The following is a 21,287-nucleotide window of genomic DNA, read 5'->3' as shown; positions in this document are numbered from 1 at the left end:
TTTTAATTTTTTACATGTTAATAATACCACAAAGTACTAGTATTTTCAACTTAAAAACAGCCATTATGAAAATTTGTATTCGTTTTCATGCAAATGTTTTATAGTTTTCAATAATATTTCAAATCCTTACAAATACATGTTTTAATGGCTTTTTCTTTTAAAAATCAGTATAATGAACTTAAATGGATTAAGGAGGCTACTATGGAGTCATTAGATCATAAGATTTTAAAAGGTGCATTAGGTGAAAATAGACTTGATCCTGATCAACAACGCTACTATTTAGGCACTTATGCTGAACGTGTCTTATTAACTATCCCCTTGGTCGGCATTGAAGAAGAAATTGCTAAGAATGAATTTGAACGCTTATTGCCTTCTTATGTTAAAGACTATTCTCCTTTATCACTTAAATTATCAGCCGACTTAGATTCTGAATTTCAAATGTTCTTTATGAAGTTAGCTAGCAAAAAGGGTATTCCTTCAACTATAATAGACGAAACCAGTGCTACCTCTCCTTTTGCGCTTGTTCTCCATACAGACCATGCAGTTAACCTGAATCAAACTTCAATTGCTGATAATCTACCAAAAGATGAAACACCTTCTAAAGAAAAAAAAGCTAGTTTTTGGGATAATATTTTCGGAAAATAAAAAAGAAGCTTCGGCTTCTTTTATTTGTGTTTTTGTTTAAAGGCCAGGTAGTAGGCAGTTTTGAAATTGCGAATGCTGACTAGTTTATATAGTTTGGTTTTAATGAATTTAGTATGATAGAAGGATTGGGGATAGGCCCCTTCTTTTTTTATTATCCAATAGATAGCAAATTCCCCAATATGAATTAACTCATCCTGACTAAAATTAGCTATTTCAAGAAAATTGTCAATATCTTCATTTTTGGTATTAGGTAAAAAAAATAAAGCATTTTTTCGAAAATAGTCTTCTTGCCACCATTCCGGTAGTGCTTCAAATTCTTTTTGATAGTCAGTTTGACTAATCAGTAAAAATGGAATATCAAAGGAATAGTTATTTTTAAAATAAGATTCTAACATTACTTGTAAAGCATCTTGGGATTCTAAACTTGAAAAGAAGAGATTACCACTATTAATATATGAAGTAACATTGTCTAGTTCTAAGTTAGTTAAGTTCTCCTTTAGCTCTGCCATTTTTACAGAATGATTGCCACCGACATTTATCCCTCTTAATAAGAGTATAAAGTCCACTATATTATCACCATTTCATTGTCGTCAAAAGGCATCCCTGGATTCCAGCAAACTTCCCAAACATAGTTGTCTGGGTCTGCAAAATAAGCGTGGAAACCGCCCCAAAAAACCTCTTGTGGCTCTTTTAAAATCCTTGCTCCTGCTTTTGAAGCAAGTTCAAAAATAGCATAAACTTCAGTTTTAGATGTGGTGTTATAGGCAAGTGTCATTCCATTGAATTGATTAGCTTCTAACGTAGGAAGACTATGGCCAAAATCCTCCGCGAGTAAATCAATTGGATAAAGTTCTAGCTTGGTTCCTGCATTATTAAAAAATATGACATTTGGAGAATCTGCAGTTTCTTTTGTTTCAAAACCTAGACCATCTCGATAAAAGGCGACACTTTTAGCCATATCTCTAACACCTAAACAAATAAGATTAATTCTATTCATCCTAACCTCTCTCCTTATTAATAATAGTTAAGGCTTCCATTAGATTAGGAACATCAATCTGATAGAGTGCTTGATTTTGAACAATAGGTTTAGCACAAAAAGCGATGCCTATCCCAGCAGCTTTTATCATAGGTAAATCGTTTGCCCCATCACCCATTGCGACAGTCTGGGATAAATTTAAGTTATTTTCTAATGCCCAATCTTGTAATTTCTGTAATTTCACCTCTTTTGTAACTATTGGACCTTCAAGTTCTCCTGTCAATTTACCATCTTTATTAGCGAGTTGATTGGCGTGGACATAATCGATACCCAATTCATCAGCTAAACGATCCACTGTTTCATGGAAACCACCAGAAACCAGACCAACTTTATACTGTTGATCATGTAATTGATTCACTAGTTCCTGCGCGCCACTATTGAAATGAATGGACTGATAAACTTTATCAAAAATTGATAAGGGTAGTCCTTCTAATAAAGCAACCCTCTCTTTCAAGGCTGCCTCAAAATCCAGATGACCATTCATTGCTAGTTCTGTAATTTGTGCTACCTCTTTTCCAAAACCAGCCTCTTGTGCTAATAAATCAATCACTTCTTCTTTAACTAGAGTTGAATCGACATCCATAACAAAGAGTCCTAAAATTTTTCCCATAATATCTTCCTTACTAGAATAGATTTTTAATATATTTTACTAGAAATTTTCATCTCCTGCAATAAAATAAAAAACTTGAGTGTACCACTCAAGTTTTTTTAGAATCGAATATATTCTCTTGTTTTTTCATATGATGAAACAAAACGACTTGTTACACCAGGTTCAACTGTTTCCAAAGCATATGATATTTCATCAAATGATCCTTGGTAGTCATACTCAACTTCAAATAAATGCATAGCAATTTCAAATGAATTTTGAACACCAGCTTCAAAGCTACGGTAACGATTTGAATATTGTAATAATTGTTCAGTTAACGTTGCATTTTGAACGACTTGATAACTATATTCTTCTAAGTTCGCAATAGAAGATTTAGCTATAGTGTTTAAGCGACCAACAGCTTCAATATTTATTTTACCTTTACTTAATTCATCCATTAGGGCTTCAAGTTGTGTACTTGTTGTGAAGAATGCAGTTAAATAATCTTGTGGGATACCTGGTAAATGACGTTTTTCCATAAAACGTTTGATCATATGTAATTGTGCTACATAAATATCAATATCTCTCCGAGCAGATTCTTCTGTCTTTTCAATGCCTTTAATTTCTTCAAAGACATCCAACTGACCAGACTCAACTGCTGAAAGTGTTTTAAGAGCTTTATCAAATATCACTTCTAATTCTGAAAAAGGTACTTCTTGAGAACCAAAACTTTGTGCATTGTCTAAAGTTGACTCTTCAAGTTTAGTAATATCTTTATCAAAACCTTTGACGGAAAGTGCTTGGTTTTCATTCAAAATGTACTTATGAGCAAGTCGTGATAATTCATTTTTAAGTTTGTCATTATTTTCTCGAACGTGTGCTATGTACTTAGGAATAATTTTACTGTCTCTAAGAGCATTTTTATGTGCAACAATTTCACGTTCAAATAATTGATACAATGCATCAACACGTTCTTGAATATGTTCGTTATCTTCTCGTGCACGATCTAAATCTAAAGTTACTAATTCATCAGCATTACTGCGAATTGCTTCACGAACTTCTTGGAAACGCGTTTCAATGTTGTTTTCAGGAAAATGATAGTTTTCTTCGAGTAAACGACGGTAACCAGATTCCAAATCATCCATTTGCTCAGGAAGGTCTTCTTCTAGTTTCGCTACAATTTCTGGAATCTGTTCTGTAATTTGGCCTAAAGCAATTGTATGCTCTTCAGCTTTATCCAAAACTTCAGAAGCTTCAACTGGGTCACCTGATGAATTAAGAGTCACAAATTGAGAAAATTCAGTTTCGATATTCTTCATTTGCTTATCAATTTCAGGTTTAGTACTTCCATATTTTCCTATATTACCATTAATAGATTCTTGTAATTGCTCATATAAATCTAAGGCATGCGTAACGCGAGCACTATTTTTTTCTTCTTGTTCTTTCAGAATGCCAAGTGCTTCACGAATTGAAGTAATATCTTCTTCAACTAAGTCCAATTGACTTTCTACATTAATTATCTCATGTTTAGCACGAATAAAATTGAAAGTATCATTTAGTTTTTCTGCCTCAAATAAATGATTTTCAATATCTGCAAATGAGTTCATTGTTAAATCAACCCATTTTTGATTCCATTCTCTAAAAGATGTTTGACTTTGTCCTATTAAATGTAGTGATTTAACTTCTTCAATTTCTTCGTTAATAGGTAAACCAAAAAGTTTTAGTTTTCTTTCTTCTAAATTTTTAATTAACGAATCATTTCTTTTACGAATAATTACGCCAACTAGGTAAGCAATAATCACTAATAAGACTATCGCTACAATCAGCAAGATAATTCCGCTTGACATCCTATTCTCCTTAATATGTTTTGCGATTGAAGATAGCCATTTTAAAATACCATCAAACGCCCTTTATTAAATTTTATATTAAATACATTATAACGTTACGATTATAACATACTTTAAAGCGCTTTTCAAAGTAAAATTGACTAAATATCAAGCGTACTATAGACCGCATTTTCCTCAATGAACTCACGTCTTGGCTCAACACGATCACCCATTAACATGTCGAATACTTTATCAGCTTCTGCAGCATCATCAACTGTTACACGAGCCATTAAGCGGTGTTCCGGATCCATGGTAGTTTCCCATAATTGGTGATCGTCCATTTCTCCAAGACCTTTATAACGCTGTACAGTTGGTCTTGAACGACCTACACTATATTTTTCAAGAGAAGCTTTTAAAAGTTCCTCTTGGTTAGTACCAGGCTGAATATACTCTTTAATTTCGCTACCAACCTTCACACCATAAATTGGTGGTTGTGCGATATAAACAAAACCGGCTTCAAGGACTGGTCTCATAAAGCGATAGATCAAAGTTAACAAAAGTGTACGGATATGAGCACCATCGACATCGGCATCAGTCATAATAACTAACTTGTGATATCTTGCTTTAGCTACATCAAATTCTGCACCAAAACCAGTTCCCATCGCTGTAAATAAACTGCGGATTTCCTCATTAGCAAGAATTTTATCCATTGTTGCTTTTTCCACGTTTAAGATTTTACCACGAATTGGTAAAATTGCCTGAAATTCACGGTTACGACCAGATTTTGCTGAACCTCCAGCAGAATCTCCTTCGACGATAAATAGTTCGTTTTGACTGGCATTATTTGATGAACAGTCAGCTAGCTTACCTGGTAAATTAGAGATTTCTAAGCCAGATTTCTTTCGCGTTACTTCACGTGCACGTTTTGCAGCAATTCTAGCTTTCGAAGCTAAAATTCCTTTATCTACGATTTTACGGGCAACTTGTGGATTCTCAAGTAAGAATCGTTGTAAGGCATCACTAAATAATCGATTAGTAATTTTAACAACTTCTGAGTTACCTAATTTTGTTTTAGTTTGTCCTTCAAATTGAGGATTAGGGTGTTTGACAGAGATAACAGCAGTCAATCCTTCACGAACATCCTCACCAGTTAAGTTATCTTCATTTTCTTTGAGAATCTTATTCTTTTTAGCATAATCATTAATAACACGTGTTAGGGCAGTTCTAAAACCTTGTTCATGGGTTCCACCTTCATGTGTATGAATATTGTTGGCAAAACTCATTACATTTTCATGATAGCCTGTTGTATATTGCATCGCAACTTCGACAGCAATGCCATCCATCTCTCCATCAGTAAAGATAGGATGTTCGATAATAACATCTTTTTTCTCATTTAAAAATTCAACATAGCTAGCGATACCACCTTCATAATGGTAATCTTTGACTTGTTCAATTCCATTACGTTTATCGGCAATTGAGATTCGTAATCCACGGTTTAAAAATGCTAATTCTTGGACACGCTTAGCAAGCTTCTCAAAATCAAATTCAACTGTTTCTGTAAAAATTTCTGGGTCCGGAGTAAAGTGAACTGTTGTTCCTGTTAAATCCGTTTCTCCAATAATTTTCAAATCGTCATAAACGATTCCACGTTTAAACTCTTGATAATGAATGCTACCATTTTTGAAGACACGAACATCTAACTGAGATGATAAAGCATTAACAACTGATGATCCAACACCATGGAGCCCACCTGAAACCTTATAACCGCCACCGCCAAACTTACCTCCAGCATGTAAAACAGTAAATACAGTTTCAACAGCAGGACGACCTGTCTTAGCTTGGATATCGACTGGAATACCACGCCCATCATCGACAACTGTGATTGAGTTGTCTTCTTCAATGTATACTTCAATATGACTAGCAAACCCTGCCAAGGCCTCATCAATTGAGTTATCGACAATTTCCCAAACCAAGTGATGAAGTCCTTCTTTAGATGTTGAACCAATATACATCCCAGGACGCATCCGAACGGCTTCTAATCCTTCTAAGACTTGAATCTGACTAGCATCATATTCTTGAGCTTTATCATTTGACTGTTTAATATCTTCAACCATTTAATTAACTATCTCCAAAAGGGACTGATTTTCTTGAACAAGTAAAGTACTAAGACCCGCAGCTTGTCCTGCCTGTTTATCGATTTCCCTGTCACCGATAACTAAGGCATTTGTTATTTCGTATTTATTTTTTAAGTAATAAATAGATTCTGGATCTGGTTTTCTTTTAAAACCATTTTCAGATGTCACAACTTCAGTAAAATACTGTAAAAGATTAGCATGAGCTAAAAGGTAAACCACCTGTTTATCACGATGAGAGACTAAAAAATTCCGTCCTCCATCTGCTACAACATTTTTTAGTAACTCTTCTGCTCCACTTTTCCAAGCAGGCTTGGCCAATGCTTGCGCTTCATTTAATTTATAAAAATGCAAAAATCGTGGCTCATAAGGAGCAAATGTAGCGATGGCTGTCGCTGTCGATTCTTTCAATTTTGAAAAAACAGCATCATGACTGGCGGAAAGATTAAATTGTTCTAAAGTTTTTAGGAATGCAGTAGTCGAAGTCTCATAATTATCAAGGAGAGTTCCACCTAAATCCCAAATATAATCCTTATAATTCATACCCTTTATTATAACATATTTTGCTGTATTTTTATAGTATATGACGCAAAAATAAAGGAGCTTGTTCACATGACAAGCCCCAGCTTTTAATCATATTTTAGTGAACGACGAAGTTCAGCTTGACTTTGCTTTTCCAGACCGAGTTCATGTTGGAAATTCATTGAAAGAATTATGCCAACACCAATGAGATTTGAGATCAATGATGACCCACCTTGTGAAATAAATGGGAGAGGAATCCCAGTCAATGGTAAAATACCGACAGCCGCTCCAACATTTTCAAAAATGTGGAATAAAATCATCATAATAAAACCAGTTGAAATATAAGTATAAAATAAATTATTTGAAGCCAAAGTAAGTCGCAACATTCTATAAATCAGTAACAAATAAAGAATAAGTAGGACGGCTGATCCAAGAAAACCAAAATTTTCAGAAATAACTGTAAAAATCATATCACTTTCTCTTACTGGAACTGGCAAATCAATATGATTAAATCCTTTTCCGAAAAAGCCACCACTACCAATTGAAATCATACTTTGTGTTTGCTGATAAGCAATTGTCTCAGAAAAATCAAATGGCGTTAACCAAGCCGATATACGATTGATTTGGTAAGTATCCATCCCTATTTTGAGCAGAAATTCTTTTCCCTGTGGAAGGAAAAATATCATGAAAAAAGCTAATCCTGCAAATAGAAAGAGACCAAGTAAAGGTAAAATAAACCACCAACTAATTCCAGAGACTAATACTACCCCAGCTAATATAGCTATAAAGACCATTGCGGTACCCAAATCTTTTTGCAAAGCTAACAAAATCATTACTGGTAAGGTAATTAAGACATAAGATAGAATTAATTTCCAATCATCAGAAAACTGATTCCTTTCCTTCTTTCCTTTAAACCAAACAGTGAATCTTGCTAAAGCTAAAATATAAGAGATTTTCATAAATTCTGAGGGTTGAAATAAAGTAACTGATCCAATTGTTACCCAGTTTTTAGCACCTGTCGCCGCGACTAGCTGAGGACTGTAAAAGACTAATGGTAGTACCATAAGTCCAAGCCCTAACAAATACAAAAAAGGCGTCAATTTCCATAATAAACTACGACTAAAAAACATTAAAATAAATGCAAATAATGAGCCAAAACCAATCCATAGGACTTGTTGCATCATTACTTTGGTCACATTATGAGGATAATCATGGAAAGTGGCCACGTAAACTGAAAAGAGGCCAATGATGATTAGACAAAATACTGGCCATACAATGCCATAATCAATTTTGTTATCTAATTTGCTTCGTTTTCCAAACATCTTACACCTGCTTTCTCAATACAATTAAATGAAAAAAGGACCAATAAGATGGTCTCTTTTGATGACCCCTACTGGAATCGAACCAGTAACTACTCCTTAGGAGGGAGTTGTTATATCCATTGAACTAAGGGGTCATAAGGTATAATTACCTTATCTATTTTAGCCTACAAATTTGGGAATTGCAAGGGCTAGTCTTTAGTCTTTTTGACTTTCTCTGTACTTTTCCATTTTTGCTCGGAATAGTTGCCCATTGGTTGGTGGCGTTATAGTGATCGCATTGGCACCAGCTTCAATTACCTCAAGAATAGTTTCCGCGCTTGGTCCACCAGTCGCCATAATTGGAAAGTCTGGGAACTCTTCTCTAATTTTCCGTACAATAGTTGGAGTATTTACACCTCCACTAACATTCAATATGTCAACGCCCGCTTCAATTCGACTTTTAATATCAGTCTCTTCTGAAACAACAGTATAGATAATTGGAATATCAATAATTTCTTCGATGTGACTTATCGTGTCGACCTTAGTTGGTGCATTAACCACTACAGCATAAGCACCCTCTGATTCTGAGAATAAACTCATATTTGCAGAACGGTAGCCCGTTGTTAAGCCACCACCAACTCCCGCAAAAACCGGAACAGAAGAAACCAACATAATACTTTTTAGAATTGTTGGAGTAGGTGTAAAAGGATACACAGCTAAAATTGCATCTGCATTATGGTTGGCAATGACCGAAACATCTGTGCTAAACAAAACTGATCGAATCCTTCTGCCATAAATATATATACCGGAACATTGACGGATGATATCTGGCATACGTACAATCTCTTTTCTTAAGTCAGACATGACATTAGGTGCATTTTCTTTTGAAATCTTCATCTTTATCCTCAAATTGTTTGTTTTGTTATTCTATTTTATCATAGTGTCATTATTTAACACCTTAAAAACAAAACAATTAGTTTTCTTTTTAAAAGATTCCCCACTACAAGCTCACTCTATTATTTTCAATCTTAAGCAGATACATCTACTTGACTATTTCTATATCAAAAATCTCGCAGTGACTTTGAAGTCTGTTATCTTCATCAGTATTGCTTATGTTTTATTCGAAAATTTCAGGCTGGCTCAGTATCCTTAATTGAACTCGGGCTGAAATCTCGGAAAAAAAACACACTTGAAATCAAGTGTGTTTTAGTTGAACTCGCTCTTCCCTCGCTTTCCCTTTTTCAAGCTCAGGCAGAATTTGTTCACTGGACTAATTCTGTCTCAAAAACCTCACAATGTCTTTGAGTCTTTTGACACAAAAAAGACTCCACTGTGGGAGTCCTCAAATCCTGTATTTGAATAAATCCTACAATCTTGGCAAAAAGATAGCTTTTCCTAGAAAGTAAACTTTCTTCGTCAAAACTCCTATTTTTGCTGTGATTGCTTAACGACCTTTTCATCATAATGAACTGAACCCGGGCTGAAATCTCGGAAAATAGAAAAACTGCCTTGTGACTATGTCACAGCGGCAGTTTCCTAATTTTCTGTCGATTTCTAGACGCCCTTGGTATCTTGAATTAACGACGGATTTCTTTGATACGTGCTGCTTTACCTTGTAATGCACGTAAGTAGTAAAGTTTAGCACGACGGACTTTACCGTAACGAACTACTTCAATTTTATCAACACGTGGAGTGTGGATTGGGAAAGTACGTTCTACACCGATACCGCCAGAAATTTTACGAACTGTGTACATTTCTGAGATCCCTTGACCTTTACGTGCAATAACTACACCTTCAAAAATCTGGATACGTTCGCGAGTTCCTTCGACAACTTTCGCGTGAACGCGAACAGTGTCACCAGCGCGGAATGTAGGGATGTCAGTACGAAGTTGACTTTCAGTCAAGCTTTGGATTAATGGATTCATTTTATATTCTCCTATCTTACCAATCTTAAGTACTTGTCTCAGCGGATTAGCTTATTTATATGTGTCCATTACACACAAAGAGTATTTTATCATATTCAAGAGAACTTGTAAAGAAACTTCACAGTCTATTTTATTAAAAAAATTTAATCAAAAATTGCTTTAAATTTGAAATTTATTTTTTACCTCTAAGAGTTCCTGATTGGCATAAATACTATGTTTCTGATTAAGTAAGGTAGCAATCAATACAACAATCAGAAAAGAAATCATATTTTCTGATCCAAAGACTTCATATCCAATAAAAACAGAAGCTAAGTAGGTATTTGTCGCACTGGCAAATACAGCAGAATAGCCAAGTGCTGCTACCAAGAAAACTGGTAAGCCAAATAATGGCGCTATAAGGGCACCCAGACTAGCTCCAATAGAAAAGAGTGGAGTCACTTCTCCCCCTTGGTAGCCTGCTGCAATGGTAAGAACTGTTAACATTATTTTTAAGAACCAATCATAGGAATAAATCGTCTCACCAGAAAAAGACATATTTATTAAGTTTGTACCTAGTCCACTATAGCGACCTGAATGTAAAACGAAAACAAGTACTGTCACAACTATACCTAAAACTAGAACTTTTTGATATGGGTTAGATAACTTCTCTGAGAAAAATGTCTTTGCTTTCCCTAAAGTATAAGCAAAAAGATTACCCGCTAGACCAAAGATTAATCCTAGTAATACCAATTTACCAATCATTATCGGACTAAGAGCTACTGTCTCCTTAATGATAAAAGAGAATTTTTCCAGTCCTAGAGCATGAGAGAACGTAGAGGCTGTATAAGCAGCGACAGCTACAGGGATAAATAATGCAAAGAAGGCAAAATGTGTCATTGCTAAGACTTCAAATGCAAAGAAGATAGCTGCTAATGGGGTTTGAAATAAACCCGCAAAACCGGCTGCCATACCAATTGCCAAGAATATGCGCGAGCTATTCTCCACTTTTAACCAAGAATGGCAATAATGGGAAACCGTCGCTCCTAATTGAACAGCTACACCTTCACGGCCAGCGCTACCTCCAAAGAGGTGGGTCATCCAGGTCGAAAACATAATCAGTGGAATCAAAACTAAAGGTATTTCTTTTTCTTTTCCCTGGCTGACAAGGAAAATTAAACTCATCCCCTTGCTAGCCTTACCTCCAAATTTATGGTAGAGAAAAACCGTTAAGAGTCCAGCTCCAGCTAAAAACGGTAGCAAGATCGTTAGATGCTCAGTCCTAAAATCCGAGACTAACAAAAGTACAGAACCAAAAACGAAGTCTAAAGCACCAACCACTAAACCAATCCCTAAAGCTAAGACCACTAAGATTAAGCTATCCTTAATAGAGAGAAGCTTAGCTTTCAGCATCTTTGCCTCCCTTAATTGCGCCTTCCTGATAATTCCTAGAGGCTGCCATAATAGCTGCAAAGGTCGCAATCACAGCTTCCTTATAGTCCTGATTTTTCACTTGATTACCAATTTCTTTTAGGATGAATTGCTCGCGCGATGCATCCAAAACTGGCAACTGATGCTGACGCTTATAAGTAGTGACGTGTTGGACCAAGTCCATCCGCTTTTCAATTAATTTAAGCAGGTCTGCATTGACCAAATCAATTTCTTTTCTTATTTCTTCTAATTCCATTGTATCCTTCTAACTTACTTCTGCTCAAGAAAAAAGGTTAGTGACTTAACACCTTAAAAACAAATTCGTTCTTAAAGCAATTAGGCTACTAACATTTGATTATCTGGTTATTGCAATAAACTTTCTGCTGACTTGGAAATTGCTTCCGCAAATGCTTCCAGATTGGCAATGTCTTCATCTTCTGCTGCCAAGTCAACTTTAACTGATTCAGCACCTTTAATGGCTCCCGTTAGAGCAAATTGTTCTTCAAATTCATCTACTGACTTACAGAAGTAATCATAGAAAGTATCCCCTGATCCAACCACCCCATAGATACGATCTGATAAGTCTAAATCCTGTAAATCTTCGTAGAAATCGACAATTTCATCTGGTAAGTCACCATCACCATAAGTATATGTCGCAACAATCGCTATTTCGGCATCTTCAAAATCTGAAGCCTCAACTGATGTGCACTCGTCAACTTCAACATCGTGTCCGAGTTCGGTTAACTTATTTGCAACTATATCAGCAATTTCTTCAGTATTGCCTGTCATACTAGCATAAACGATTTTTACTATGGCCATATTTTCCTCCAAAAAATAACTAAACTTCATTTATTTTAACATATTTAATGGATAAAATCACTATGATATTAGAGATAGTATTGATAGGAAAATTTTAATCGTTCCAGTAGTTCCTTCTTTTCAGAGGGACTCGCAAATGAAGCTTCAATAGCGTCACAATTATGACGATAAAAATCAGCGACACTAGTCCCAAAATAATAGTTATATAATTGATACTCTTTCGTTAAATTAGTATCTGAGACAGTTCGGTTATCAGTATTAATACTCAGTTTGACACCTGCTTGCTTCATCATAAGATAGGGAAAATCAGCAATTGTTGGAGCTGCTTTAGTTTGAAGGTTACTTGTTAAACATAGCTCCGCGGTCACCCCTTCTTGTCTCAAACGTCTTAAAAGGTCTGGATTTTTTGAGACTGCAGTAACATGCCCAAGACGCTTTATGCCAAGATCAATAGCTTGTGAAATATAATTAGCACAGCCACATTCCCCTGCATGGAGGGTAAAAGGTAGTCCTAATTTTTGTGTCTCCTCAATAATTGTGCTTAAGTACTCTGGAGGAAAATCAAGCTCATTTCCCGCAAAATCAAATCCAACTAATCCTTTTTCAGCCCATCGAATAACTTTCTTAAAAATCTCTTCTGTTAAAGTAAGCGATGATTGTCGCATACCACAAACAATAATTTTGGTGACTATCCCAAAATCTCTGGTTGCATTATTTGCCCCCTTTAAGACAGCTTCCATTATTTCTTCTAAAGTTAACCCCTGATCCATTGAAAGTTCTGGTGCAAAACGGATTTCCATATAAATAACACCTTCCTGAGCTGCCGACTTGGCTAAGTCATAGCTTGCTAGCTGAAGAGCCTCTTTTGACTGTAAGAGTGGTCTAATAAAGTCAAAGGTCTTTAAATAATCCATTAAGGAAGTAGCTGATTTAGGTGCTTTAATAAGCTGTTTTAAATCGTCATCGTCATCTGGAATTTCTATCTTGGCAAGTTTTAATAATTTCTTAATCGTTCCAAACGGAATGGAGCCATCCAAGTGGCAATGTAGCTCTGTTTTTGCAAGTTTTTCAAAATCTATTTCTTCCATTCTTATTTTACTCCTTTGCAGCTTTTTAATATGATAACAAATGTATTAAATAAATCAAGGCATTTTTCCTAAAGATTTTATACCTAAATATTTTATTAAGGTTAATTATTAGACTGAAATCAAATAGTATAAACAAAAAATGTTAAATGTTTTTACATTAGAAAATCAAATAATCAATAAATAACTTGTACAAAACTTAACTTTTGTGATTCAACTTTTTATTTGTTATGATAATCCTAATTAGTAGCAATAGAGAGGACAAGCCTATGACAACTTATCAATTACCAAAAGTATGGAAAAATACCCATAAGATTCCAGGCTCAAATCAAGAGACAGCTGGAAGTCGTTTCGAACAAAAACTACCTCGAGGAGAAAATCCATATCAATTATTTACCTTAGGAACACCTAATGGGATTAAACCAATTATCATGTTTGAAGAATTAAAAGAGCTTGATATAACTGATGCTCCTTATGATGCTTTCAAAATCAATTTAGGTAAGCAAGAACAGTTCGGTAGTGATTTCACTGTAATCAACCCCAATTCAAAAATTCCTGCTTTATTAGACTTGTCTGATTCTGAAACCATCAATATTTTTGAATCTGCAAATATTCTTCTTTACTTAGCAGAAAAACATGATGCTTTGATTAGCCAAAATCATGCGACCAGAACACAAGAATTAAATTGGCTATTTTGGCAGACCGGTGCTGCTCCTTTTGTCGGTGGTGGCTTTGGTCACTTCTTCCATTATGCACCTGAAAAATTAGAATACCCAATCGATCGTTACACCATGGAAACAAAACGCCAATTTGATTTATTAGATAAAGAATTAGCCAAGAGACCATATATTGCTGGTGATGACTACAGTATTGCAGACATTGCTATCTGGTCTTGGTATGGACAATTAGCACAAGATCAACTTTATGACAATGCTGCAGAATTTCTTGACCTAAAATCTTATAAATATCTCAACCAATGGACAGATAAAATAGCTCAAAGGCCAGCAGTAAAACGAGCTTTAGAAGTAACCTTAAAAGAAATAAACTAAGCAAATTGACCTATAGTAAATCTATAGGTTTTTTGGCACTTATGGTATACTATTAAAAAGACTTTTAGAGAAGGCTAGGTGTGATGATGAATTGGAGTATTAAGGCATTTGATCAATTGACCAGAGATGAATTATTTATTATTTTAAAAGAGCGGGTTGCAGTCTTTGTTGTGGAACAAGCCTGTGCTTATCCTGAAATTGATGAATTGGACCAAAAATCAATACACATTTTCAAACAAGACAGTTCGGGTCAATTATTAGCATACTGTCGCATTATACCAACCGAAAAAATGATGAAACTGGGCCGAGTTCTGACAACTCAAACAGTTCGTGGTAAAGGCTTAGGGCAAGAACTAGTTGCCACCGCACTTAGCTATTGCCAAGAAAATTATCCTCAATTACCAGTCTATGCACAAGCTCAAGCTCATTTGCAAGACTTTTATGGACAATTTGGTTTTAATGCTACTTCTGAGGTCTACTTAGAAGACGACATTCCCCATATTGATATGATGAAAGAAAAAGATTAAACAATGACAATTTATAAAGAAATTTTAGAACAAATAAAAAAACATCAAACAATTATCATCCATCGTCATAAAAATCCGGACCCTGATGCCATTGGTAGCCAAGCTGGTTTGAAAGAAATTATTAAAGCTAATTTCCCAGATAAGAAAGTCTTGATTACTGGTTACGACGAGCCAAGTCTTGATTGGGTCGCAATGATGGATACAGTCCAAGATTCTGATTATTCCGGCTCATTAGTTATCATTACAGATACGGCTAACCGTCCTCGGATAGATGATGCTCGTTATTTAGATGGCGACTTTACCATTAAAATCGACCATCACCCAAATGATGATGTCTATGGAGATATCTGTCATGTTGATACGATGGCTTCAAGTGCTAGTGAAATTATTGCTGACTTTGCTTTCGAAATGAACCTTAAACTATCAAACATAGCTGCGCAACTGCTCTATGCTGGGATTGTTGGAGATACGGGACGCTTCCTCTATCCTGCTACTAGTAGCAAAACCTTCTTAATTGCCAGTAAATTACGCCAGTACGAATTTGATTTTTCTGCCATTGGCCGAAAAATGGATTCTTTCTCTTTTAAAATTGCCAAGCTGCAAGGCTATGTTTTTGATAATCTCGAAATTGATGAAAACGGAGCTGCACGAGTTGTGCTGACGCAAAAAATTCTCAAAGACTTTGATATCACTGATGCTGAGAGCTCAGCCATTGTTTCGACTCCCGGAAAAATTGATTTAGTCCAAGCTTGGGCAATCTTTGTCGAGCAAGCTGATGGGCATTACCGTGTCAGAATGCGTAGCAAAACAAAATTTATCAATGAAATTGCCAAGCGTCATCATGGGGGTGGTCATCCACTTGCTAGCGGAGCAAATTCATATAGTCTAGAGGAAAATGAAGTCATTTTCCAAGAAATAAAAGATCTCCTAGCAAATTAAAAGAATTACTCCAAAAAGCTTGTCAAATACTTTTAATTTTGTTACACTAGTCTAGTTAATAACTATGGGGCACAAGTGCCATGGCAGAAAGGAAATATTTTAAAGATGAGAAAAAACATTCATCCAGATTATCGTCCAGTTGTATTTCTTGATACAACTACAGGTTACCAATTCCTTAGCGGTTCTACTAAAAATAGTAATGAAACTGTTGAGTTCGAAGGGGAAACTTACCCACTTATCCGTGTAGAAATTTCTTCAGATTCACATCCATTCTATACTGGACGTCAAAAATTCACGCAAGCAGACGGACGTGTGGACCGTTTCAACAAAAAATACGGTCTCAAAGACGAAAACGCAGCAAAATAAGACTTACGCTTTTATTAAAATCTTCCCATTACTATGGGGAGGTTTTTTCTTGTCTTCTACTTTTCCCCAGATTATCAAATAAATAAAATACAAACAATTGTAAGCGTTTTATTTATTTGGTAGAATAGGTTTAAGGAGGATATTCAGATGAAAGCATTTATTATTAGTATATTAAAAGAAAAAGAAATCTTACAACTAACTTTTGTAACAGGTGAAACAATGACCGTTGTTAAAGTTGCCAATGAAATGGAATTTGATTCTACTGCCATTGAATTGATTTCAGAAAAAACCAACAAAAGTGTCTTAATTAACTTAAGAAACTTGGTCTATGCAACTCCGAAAGTAAAAACTAAAAAAACAAGTGACAAAAAGAAAAAATAACTTGTCATATATTAGCTTAAATGATATTATCTTTCTATAAGTGAGGTCATCAAATGACAAAAGAAGAAAATAAAGAACTTCATACAATCAGTGGTAAAGTTAAACAAACTAAACCTACAGAAGAAAAGAAAAAAAAGAAAGAAGAGAAATAATTTAATTAAAAAAAAGAAGACAAAGTAATTGTCTTTTTTTTTATTTATCTTTTTACAACACTCTTGAAGTACAGATAAAAAGGTACACCGGAATTTTTATCCCTCATCATCATCAATTTGTAGAAGGATGTCATTTACTTTATGGATATTTTCACATGCAAAGCTTTTTAAGTCAACTGCTTCTCCAATTAATTCTGAGTTGATAAAACCTATAATCATTGGCATATTCATACCAGCATATAAGTCAAAGTCATACCCTTCCAAAATTAGTCTTGAAACAACATTACATGGTGTTCCTCCCATCAAATCCGCCAATACAATGAATTCATTGTCAGAAAATTGGGCAACAATTTCTAAAAATTTGCGTTTTAAATCATCTGGTCCCTCATCTGGAAGTAGACCCACAGTAAAAATATTATCTTGGGGTCCCATAATCATTTCAGTTGATTTTTTTAATTCATGACAAAAATTGCCATGACTCACTAGAATTAAATTTTTCCCCATATTACACACCTAATACTTTAAAGTATGACATCAGTAAAGCAAAGATGATAATCATAAAAATAGTTTTTGTCGGCGTCATACCTTTTCTTCCAAGAATCCAGAAAATTAACCCTGTAAATAAGGCAGGAACAAGACGTGGGAAAATTTGATCAAATAAATCTTGAACATTGATTACTTTTTCACCAATTTTTGGTGCAGCAATAAATTTAAAGTTAATCATTGTAGCAATTAAAGCACCAACCATGAAGACACCCATAACAGACGCAGCATCAACTAATGAAGATAATTTATCTCGCATAGTTGTTACAAGTTTTGTACCTTCTTTATAGGCGATTTCTAATTGTTTCCAACGGAAGATATTAATTAAGCACGTTACAGAAATCCAAAGGAGAATTCCAATAGGATTACCATTAATAGCTAATGATGCAGCAATTGATCCCATGATCGCAGGGACTAATGATGCAAATACTGAGTCACCAATTGGAGCAAATGGTCCCATTAAGCCAGTTTTAATACCATTAACAGCGTCTTTTGCTTCCAAACCTTCGTTTTCTTCCAAAGCTAAATCAATACCTGTAATGATTGTATGGAAAAAGTTTGATGTATTGAAGAATTGGGTATGAGTTTTCATCATTTCCTTTAATTCAGGTGTTCCATCTCCATACATTTTACGAAGTTGGGGCAAAATCATATAAAGATAACTGGAACCTTGCATACGCTCATAGTTCCAACCTAATTGGAAGGTAAATAAACTACGTTTATTAACTTGCTTAAAATCCTCTTTAGTTAATTTATAATTAGATTTCGTCATCTTCAATTTCCCCACTTTCTGAAATTGTTACTTCTTGTTTTTCAATTGGCTGTGCTAGAACTTGGTGATTTTTGTAATGCATTGTTGCAAGTGCTGCACCAATTACAGCAATACCAATCATTGGAAGACCTTTAAATGGTGTTGCATCAAAACCTTTAGAGACAGTTGCTAGAGCAGTTCCAGCATTTGCTAGGTTAGTATAAATAGTTGTTAAGATTGCAGTTATTGCAAAACCTAATCCTAGATAATGGAGATTACGTTTAACTGGTAAGTAATGCAATAAGATAGCAAACCCTAAACCTGGTAACATTTTACCAGCAAGTGTTAAACCATCAGCAACCCATTGAATATCACCAATGCCTGAAACTAAAGCTTTAACAAATCCTCCCCCTAGTGCTAATGCTAAGAAAACTGGTAATGCCCTAGATAATGCCCAAGGAATAGCTCCAAGTAAATAATTACGTTCAATTCCTTTATAATTAAAATCCTCTACATGTTTATCAATGCGATGAGCAAAATAGGTTGTAGAGAAACGACCTAAAATGTCAGTGTAAACTAATAAAGCTGCTACTGGTACGGCAATTGTTGATATTGCAAGCTCTGGTTTGATACCTTGTGATACTGAGAAGGCAGTTGCTAAAATAGCACCAGATGTCGCATCTATACGAGATGCACCACCAAAAGTTCCAACTCCCAGTACCATTAATTGTAAGCTACCACCAATCCACAAACCTGTCTTGATGTCACCCATAATGATACCTGCCATCAAACCTGCAAATACAGGTGATCCTGCTGAAGTATTGACAGTTAACTCATCACAAATCTGATATGCAGAATAAAGAGTTAGTAATAGAATTTGCCACCATTGAATCATAGTGAATGTCCTCCAAATATTTTTAGTTTTAATCCCTAAGTTATCTTACTTTATTTAGTAAGGTCATAAAGTCTGCTGGACTATCGCCAGGTACCATTTGTGCAATTAATTTAACACCTTTTGCTTTAATTGCATCGAAGTCTTGAATATCTTTATCGACAACATTAACTGATCTAGTAACTGAGCGCGTTTCTGAAGTTTGAGACATGTTTCCAACATTTAGTTCAGTAATCGGAACCCCCGCTTCAATTAGGTGTAAAAAACGATCAGGACTTTTAGCAACAATCATCAAACGTTGAGAATCATATTTACCAGCAGTAATATTGTTAGCTGCTTTTTCCTCATTTAAAACTGATAATTTAACACCAGTTGGTGTAGCTAACTTAAGAGCTGTTTTTTCTAAATCACTATTCACAATATCATTATCAACGACCATGATTCGGCTAATGTTTAACTTTGTTGTCCATAAATTTGCGACTTGACCATGAATCAGTCTTCCATCAATACGGGCTGCAATTATTGTCATAAGTTTTCTCCTTTAACATATATGATTATTGGATGTTTTACTAAATTTATTTTATTTCTATATTTACCTTCTGTTTCAAAAACAGTTAACTTATTGTTTCCAGTTATTAAATAAGATTTTGGAAGATAAAGACTTACTATGGGACCTACTTCCCAAAATCTGCCTAAATTTTTGCCATTGATAAACACAAGGCCTTTTCCAAATCCTGTCATATCAATATAAGTATCCTGACAATCTTGACAGTCAAATTGAAATTCATAGAAAGCCGGAGTATTTGGTAACCACTGATTCGTATAATCAATAGCTGAAATGTCATCCATAGGCAACGGATAAATCCCCCAGTTCCCTACAAAATGAAGATCGGCAATCAATCCACTTCCTAGACCTTTACTTTGACTAGGTGCTGTAAGTCGAGGTCCATAATTAATGCGCCCCATATTTTCAATTAGCAAATCAAGATTATTTTCCTCTTCGAGGTTTATCAAAACTTCTTGACCAACTTCCTCTTGATATTGAGTTGCTAGCCATTGATTATTTTGGAAAATCTGCACGCGATCTCGAGCATCGATCAAAGAAATTTTTTCAACTTCTGCACTTTCTTTATTAATTTTTGTACGGTAGAAAATGTAACCAGTTGATTGTCCAAGATCTTCCATATTAAGAGGGTAATATGTCTTCGTGACATCCGAAAGCTTGTCAAGAGTTGAAACTAAAGAAACTTTGTTAACTAAAGGAATATCCTTAATTTCCATTGTTTCTTTCACCAGTGGTTCATGATAATCATGATTGGGAAATAATTCTTGCATGCTCTTTTGCAATAGTCGGTATTTCTTTGTTGGATTGCCAGCTTCGTCCAATATTGCGTCATAATCATAAGAAGTAACTTGTGGTAAATCAATCTTTCCTCTAGCAGAGCATCCATTCATAAAAGCAAAGTTACTACCACCATGGAACATGTATAAATTAATATTGCCCAGAGCTATCGTTTCCATGATTGTATCAACAGTCTCTTGAGGATCTCTTTTGATTATTGGTTCTTTATAACGATTGAACCAACCATCCCAGAATTCCATACACATCAAGGGCCACTTTTTACCATGGTCTTCCAAAAATAAAGATAAGGCAGCAAAATTTTCTTGCGGTCTGGAGCCAAAATTTCCGGTAACCAGAACATCTTCGTCAATTAAACTTCCAGCACTTAGTGCTGCCTGCCATGAACCATCTGATGTAAATAAGGGAGCCTGTAAACCTTTTTCAACCATCATCGTTTTTAAAGCTTTCAAGTAGGCTTTTTCATCACCATATGACCCATACTCATTTTCTACCTGATGCATAATGATGTTACCACCATTAGCTAATTCATGCTTCTTAAGAATTGGTATTAATTTGTCATAGTATCGATTCACATAAAAAAGGTAATTGGGATCCGTTGATCGTACTTTAACCTTTTTGGTCAGTAGCCAAGCGGGTAAACCACCAAATTCCCATTCTGCACAAATATAAGGTGATGGTCTAAGAAGTACATATAATCCTAGTTCTTGGGCTTGACTTAAAAAGAAATCTAGGTCATGATTATCTGAAAAGTTATAAGTTTCTTCTTTTGCCTCATGATAATTCCATGGAACATAGGTTTCAACAGTATTAAAACCAAGGGCTTTCAGATTATAAAGTGAATGATACCAAGATTCTTTTGGTATTCTAAAATAATGAATCGAACCAGATAAAATTTTAAAAGGTTTACCATCCATATAGAATTGATCGGAAATAGTAAATGTTGACATAGCCACCTCACATTAAAATGATACGTATTGCTTCTATAATTTATAGATTAAATATTTGTCAGTTCAGTATATGTAACCGTTTTCTTTTTTTGC

General features: G+C 35.0%; 24 protein-coding genes and 1 tRNA gene. 6 read left to right on the top strand and 19 right to left on the bottom strand.

From position 1 onward, the window contains the following. Positions 1-201: 201 nt before the first annotated feature. Positions 202-645 carry a YueI family protein gene (locus SPB_RS01030; protein WP_003105906.1) on the top strand — a complete coding sequence of 148 codons (444 nt, stop codon included), beginning with the start codon at positions 202-204 and terminating at the stop codon, positions 643-645. 20 nt (positions 646-665) lie between these two features. On the opposite strand, the gene SPB_RS01025 is transcribed toward SPB_RS01030, so the two are convergent. From SPB_RS01025 to add, 14 genes are all read right to left on the bottom strand, one after another. Beyond that, positions 666-1,211, bottom strand: a complete 546-nt coding sequence (locus SPB_RS01025) for a DUF1697 domain-containing protein (RefSeq protein WP_003102762.1) — start codon at positions 1,209-1,211, stop codon at positions 666-668. Beyond that, the gene (locus SPB_RS01020; RefSeq protein ID WP_003103416.1) at positions 1,211-1,642 is read right to left on the bottom strand and encodes a VOC family protein; all 432 of its coding nucleotides are present in this window, start codon (positions 1,640-1,642) and stop codon (positions 1,211-1,213) included. Before SPB_RS01020 ends, SPB_RS01025 begins: the two co-directional genes overlap by 1 nt. Before the next feature lies 1 nt (position 1,643). Continuing rightward, positions 1,644-2,291: a phosphoserine phosphatase SerB gene (serB, locus tag SPB_RS01015; protein WP_003104464.1), complete on the bottom strand. Its 648-nt coding sequence runs from the start codon at positions 2,289-2,291 to the stop codon at positions 1,644-1,646. A gap of 98 nt (positions 2,292-2,389) precedes the next feature. Next, the gene (gene ezrA, locus SPB_RS01010) at positions 2,390-4,114 is read right to left on the bottom strand and encodes a septation ring formation regulator EzrA (protein ID WP_003103143.1); all 1,725 of its coding nucleotides are present in this window, start codon (positions 4,112-4,114) and stop codon (positions 2,390-2,392) included. A gap of 140 nt (positions 4,115-4,254) precedes the next feature. Then, entirely contained in the window at positions 4,255-6,207 is a 1,953-nt protein-coding gene (gene gyrB, locus SPB_RS01005; RefSeq protein WP_003104170.1) for a DNA topoisomerase (ATP-hydrolyzing) subunit B, read from the bottom strand. After that, positions 6,208-6,768 carry an HAD-IA family hydrolase gene (locus SPB_RS01000; RefSeq protein ID WP_003104906.1) on the bottom strand — a complete coding sequence of 187 codons (561 nt, stop codon included), beginning with the start codon at positions 6,766-6,768 and terminating at the stop codon, positions 6,208-6,210. Positions 6,769-6,854: 86 nt separating this feature from the next. Then, on the bottom strand, positions 6,855-8,069 hold the full coding sequence (locus tag SPB_RS00995; RefSeq protein ID WP_003105904.1) for an FtsW/RodA/SpoVE family cell cycle protein: 1,215 nt from the start codon (positions 8,067-8,069) through the stop codon (positions 6,855-6,857). Between the two features lie 62 nt (positions 8,070-8,131). Further along, positions 8,132-8,203, bottom strand: a tRNA-Arg gene (locus SPB_RS00990). 61 nt (positions 8,204-8,264) lie between these two features. Further along, the gene (locus SPB_RS00985) at positions 8,265-8,945 is read right to left on the bottom strand and encodes a beta/alpha barrel domain-containing protein (protein WP_003102653.1); all 681 of its coding nucleotides are present in this window, start codon (positions 8,943-8,945) and stop codon (positions 8,265-8,267) included. Between the two features lie 680 nt (positions 8,946-9,625). Beyond that, positions 9,626-9,973, bottom strand: a complete 348-nt coding sequence (gene rplS, locus SPB_RS00980) for a 50S ribosomal protein L19 (protein WP_003102436.1) — start codon at positions 9,971-9,973, stop codon at positions 9,626-9,628. Between the two features lie 159 nt (positions 9,974-10,132). Next, positions 10,133-11,362, bottom strand: coding sequence for a chloride channel protein (locus tag SPB_RS00975; protein ID WP_003106118.1), 1,230 nt, complete (start codon positions 11,360-11,362; stop codon positions 10,133-10,135). Beyond that, entirely contained in the window at positions 11,349-11,636 is a 288-nt protein-coding gene (locus SPB_RS00970) for a chorismate mutase (protein ID WP_003105161.1), read from the bottom strand. The genes SPB_RS00975 and SPB_RS00970 overlap by 14 nt, the downstream gene beginning before the upstream one ends. Before the next feature lie 107 nt (positions 11,637-11,743). Then, entirely contained in the window at positions 11,744-12,199 is a 456-nt protein-coding gene (locus SPB_RS00965; RefSeq protein ID WP_003102675.1) for a flavodoxin, read from the bottom strand. Between the two features lie 68 nt (positions 12,200-12,267). Beyond that, complete coding sequence (gene add, locus SPB_RS00960) at positions 12,268-13,287, bottom strand: adenosine deaminase (RefSeq protein ID WP_003102899.1); 1,020 nt, start codon at positions 13,285-13,287, stop codon at positions 12,268-12,270. A 266-nt stretch (positions 13,288-13,553) separates the two neighbouring features. Between add and yghU the strand changes: the two genes are divergently transcribed. The 5 genes from yghU (at position 13,554) to SPB_RS00935 (ending at position 16,546) form a co-directional block, all read left to right on the top strand. Further along, a complete protein-coding gene (yghU, locus tag SPB_RS00955; protein ID WP_003104400.1) occupies positions 13,554-14,333 on the top strand; it encodes a glutathione-dependent disulfide-bond oxidoreductase in 780 nt (259 codons plus the stop codon). 86 nt (positions 14,334-14,419) lie between these two features. Further along, a complete protein-coding gene (locus SPB_RS00950; RefSeq protein ID WP_003103861.1) occupies positions 14,420-14,860 on the top strand; it encodes a GNAT family N-acetyltransferase in 441 nt (146 codons plus the stop codon). A gap of 3 nt (positions 14,861-14,863) precedes the next feature. Beyond that, a complete protein-coding gene (locus tag SPB_RS00945) occupies positions 14,864-15,799 on the top strand; it encodes a DHH family phosphoesterase (RefSeq protein ID WP_003103794.1) in 936 nt (311 codons plus the stop codon). 105 nt (positions 15,800-15,904) lie between these two features. Then, the gene (locus SPB_RS00940) at positions 15,905-16,165 is read left to right on the top strand and encodes a type B 50S ribosomal protein L31 (protein WP_003104133.1); all 261 of its coding nucleotides are present in this window, start codon (positions 15,905-15,907) and stop codon (positions 16,163-16,165) included. Between the two features lie 147 nt (positions 16,166-16,312). After that, positions 16,313-16,546 carry a hypothetical protein gene (locus tag SPB_RS00935; RefSeq protein ID WP_003105475.1) on the top strand — a complete coding sequence of 78 codons (234 nt, stop codon included), beginning with the start codon at positions 16,313-16,315 and terminating at the stop codon, positions 16,544-16,546. Between the two features lie 248 nt (positions 16,547-16,794). On the opposite strand, the gene SPB_RS00930 is transcribed toward SPB_RS00935, so the two are convergent. From SPB_RS00930 to SPB_RS00910, 5 genes are read right to left on the bottom strand one after another with little or no spacing between them, the layout of a single operon-like run. Further along, on the bottom strand, positions 16,795-17,202 hold the full coding sequence (locus SPB_RS00930; RefSeq protein WP_003106139.1) for a PTS sugar transporter subunit IIA: 408 nt from the start codon (positions 17,200-17,202) through the stop codon (positions 16,795-16,797). A 1-nt stretch (position 17,203) separates the two neighbouring features. Further along, positions 17,204-18,013, bottom strand: a complete 810-nt coding sequence (locus SPB_RS00925; RefSeq protein WP_003102927.1) for a PTS system mannose/fructose/sorbose family transporter subunit IID — start codon at positions 18,011-18,013, stop codon at positions 17,204-17,206. Next, on the bottom strand, positions 18,000-18,887 hold the full coding sequence (locus SPB_RS00920) for a PTS mannose/fructose/sorbose/N-acetylgalactosamine transporter subunit IIC (RefSeq protein WP_003104016.1): 888 nt from the start codon (positions 18,885-18,887) through the stop codon (positions 18,000-18,002). The genes SPB_RS00925 and SPB_RS00920 overlap by 14 nt, the downstream gene beginning before the upstream one ends. Before the next feature lie 40 nt (positions 18,888-18,927). After that, positions 18,928-19,413: a PTS sugar transporter subunit IIB gene (locus SPB_RS00915; protein WP_003104640.1), complete on the bottom strand. Its 486-nt coding sequence runs from the start codon at positions 19,411-19,413 to the stop codon at positions 18,928-18,930. Continuing rightward, on the bottom strand, positions 19,410-21,194 hold the full coding sequence (locus SPB_RS00910; protein ID WP_003105685.1) for a glycoside hydrolase family 35 protein: 1,785 nt from the start codon (positions 21,192-21,194) through the stop codon (positions 19,410-19,412). Before SPB_RS00910 ends, SPB_RS00915 begins: the two co-directional genes overlap by 4 nt. Positions 21,195-21,287: the final 93 nt, after the last annotated feature.

This window comes from Streptococcus parauberis NCFD 2020 (assembly GCF_000187935.1).
Taxonomy (GTDB): domain Bacteria; phylum Bacillota; class Bacilli; order Lactobacillales; family Streptococcaceae; genus Streptococcus; species Streptococcus parauberis.
The sequence above is the reverse complement of the archived record's forward strand: the minus strand, read 5'-3'. Positions and strand labels throughout refer to the sequence as shown.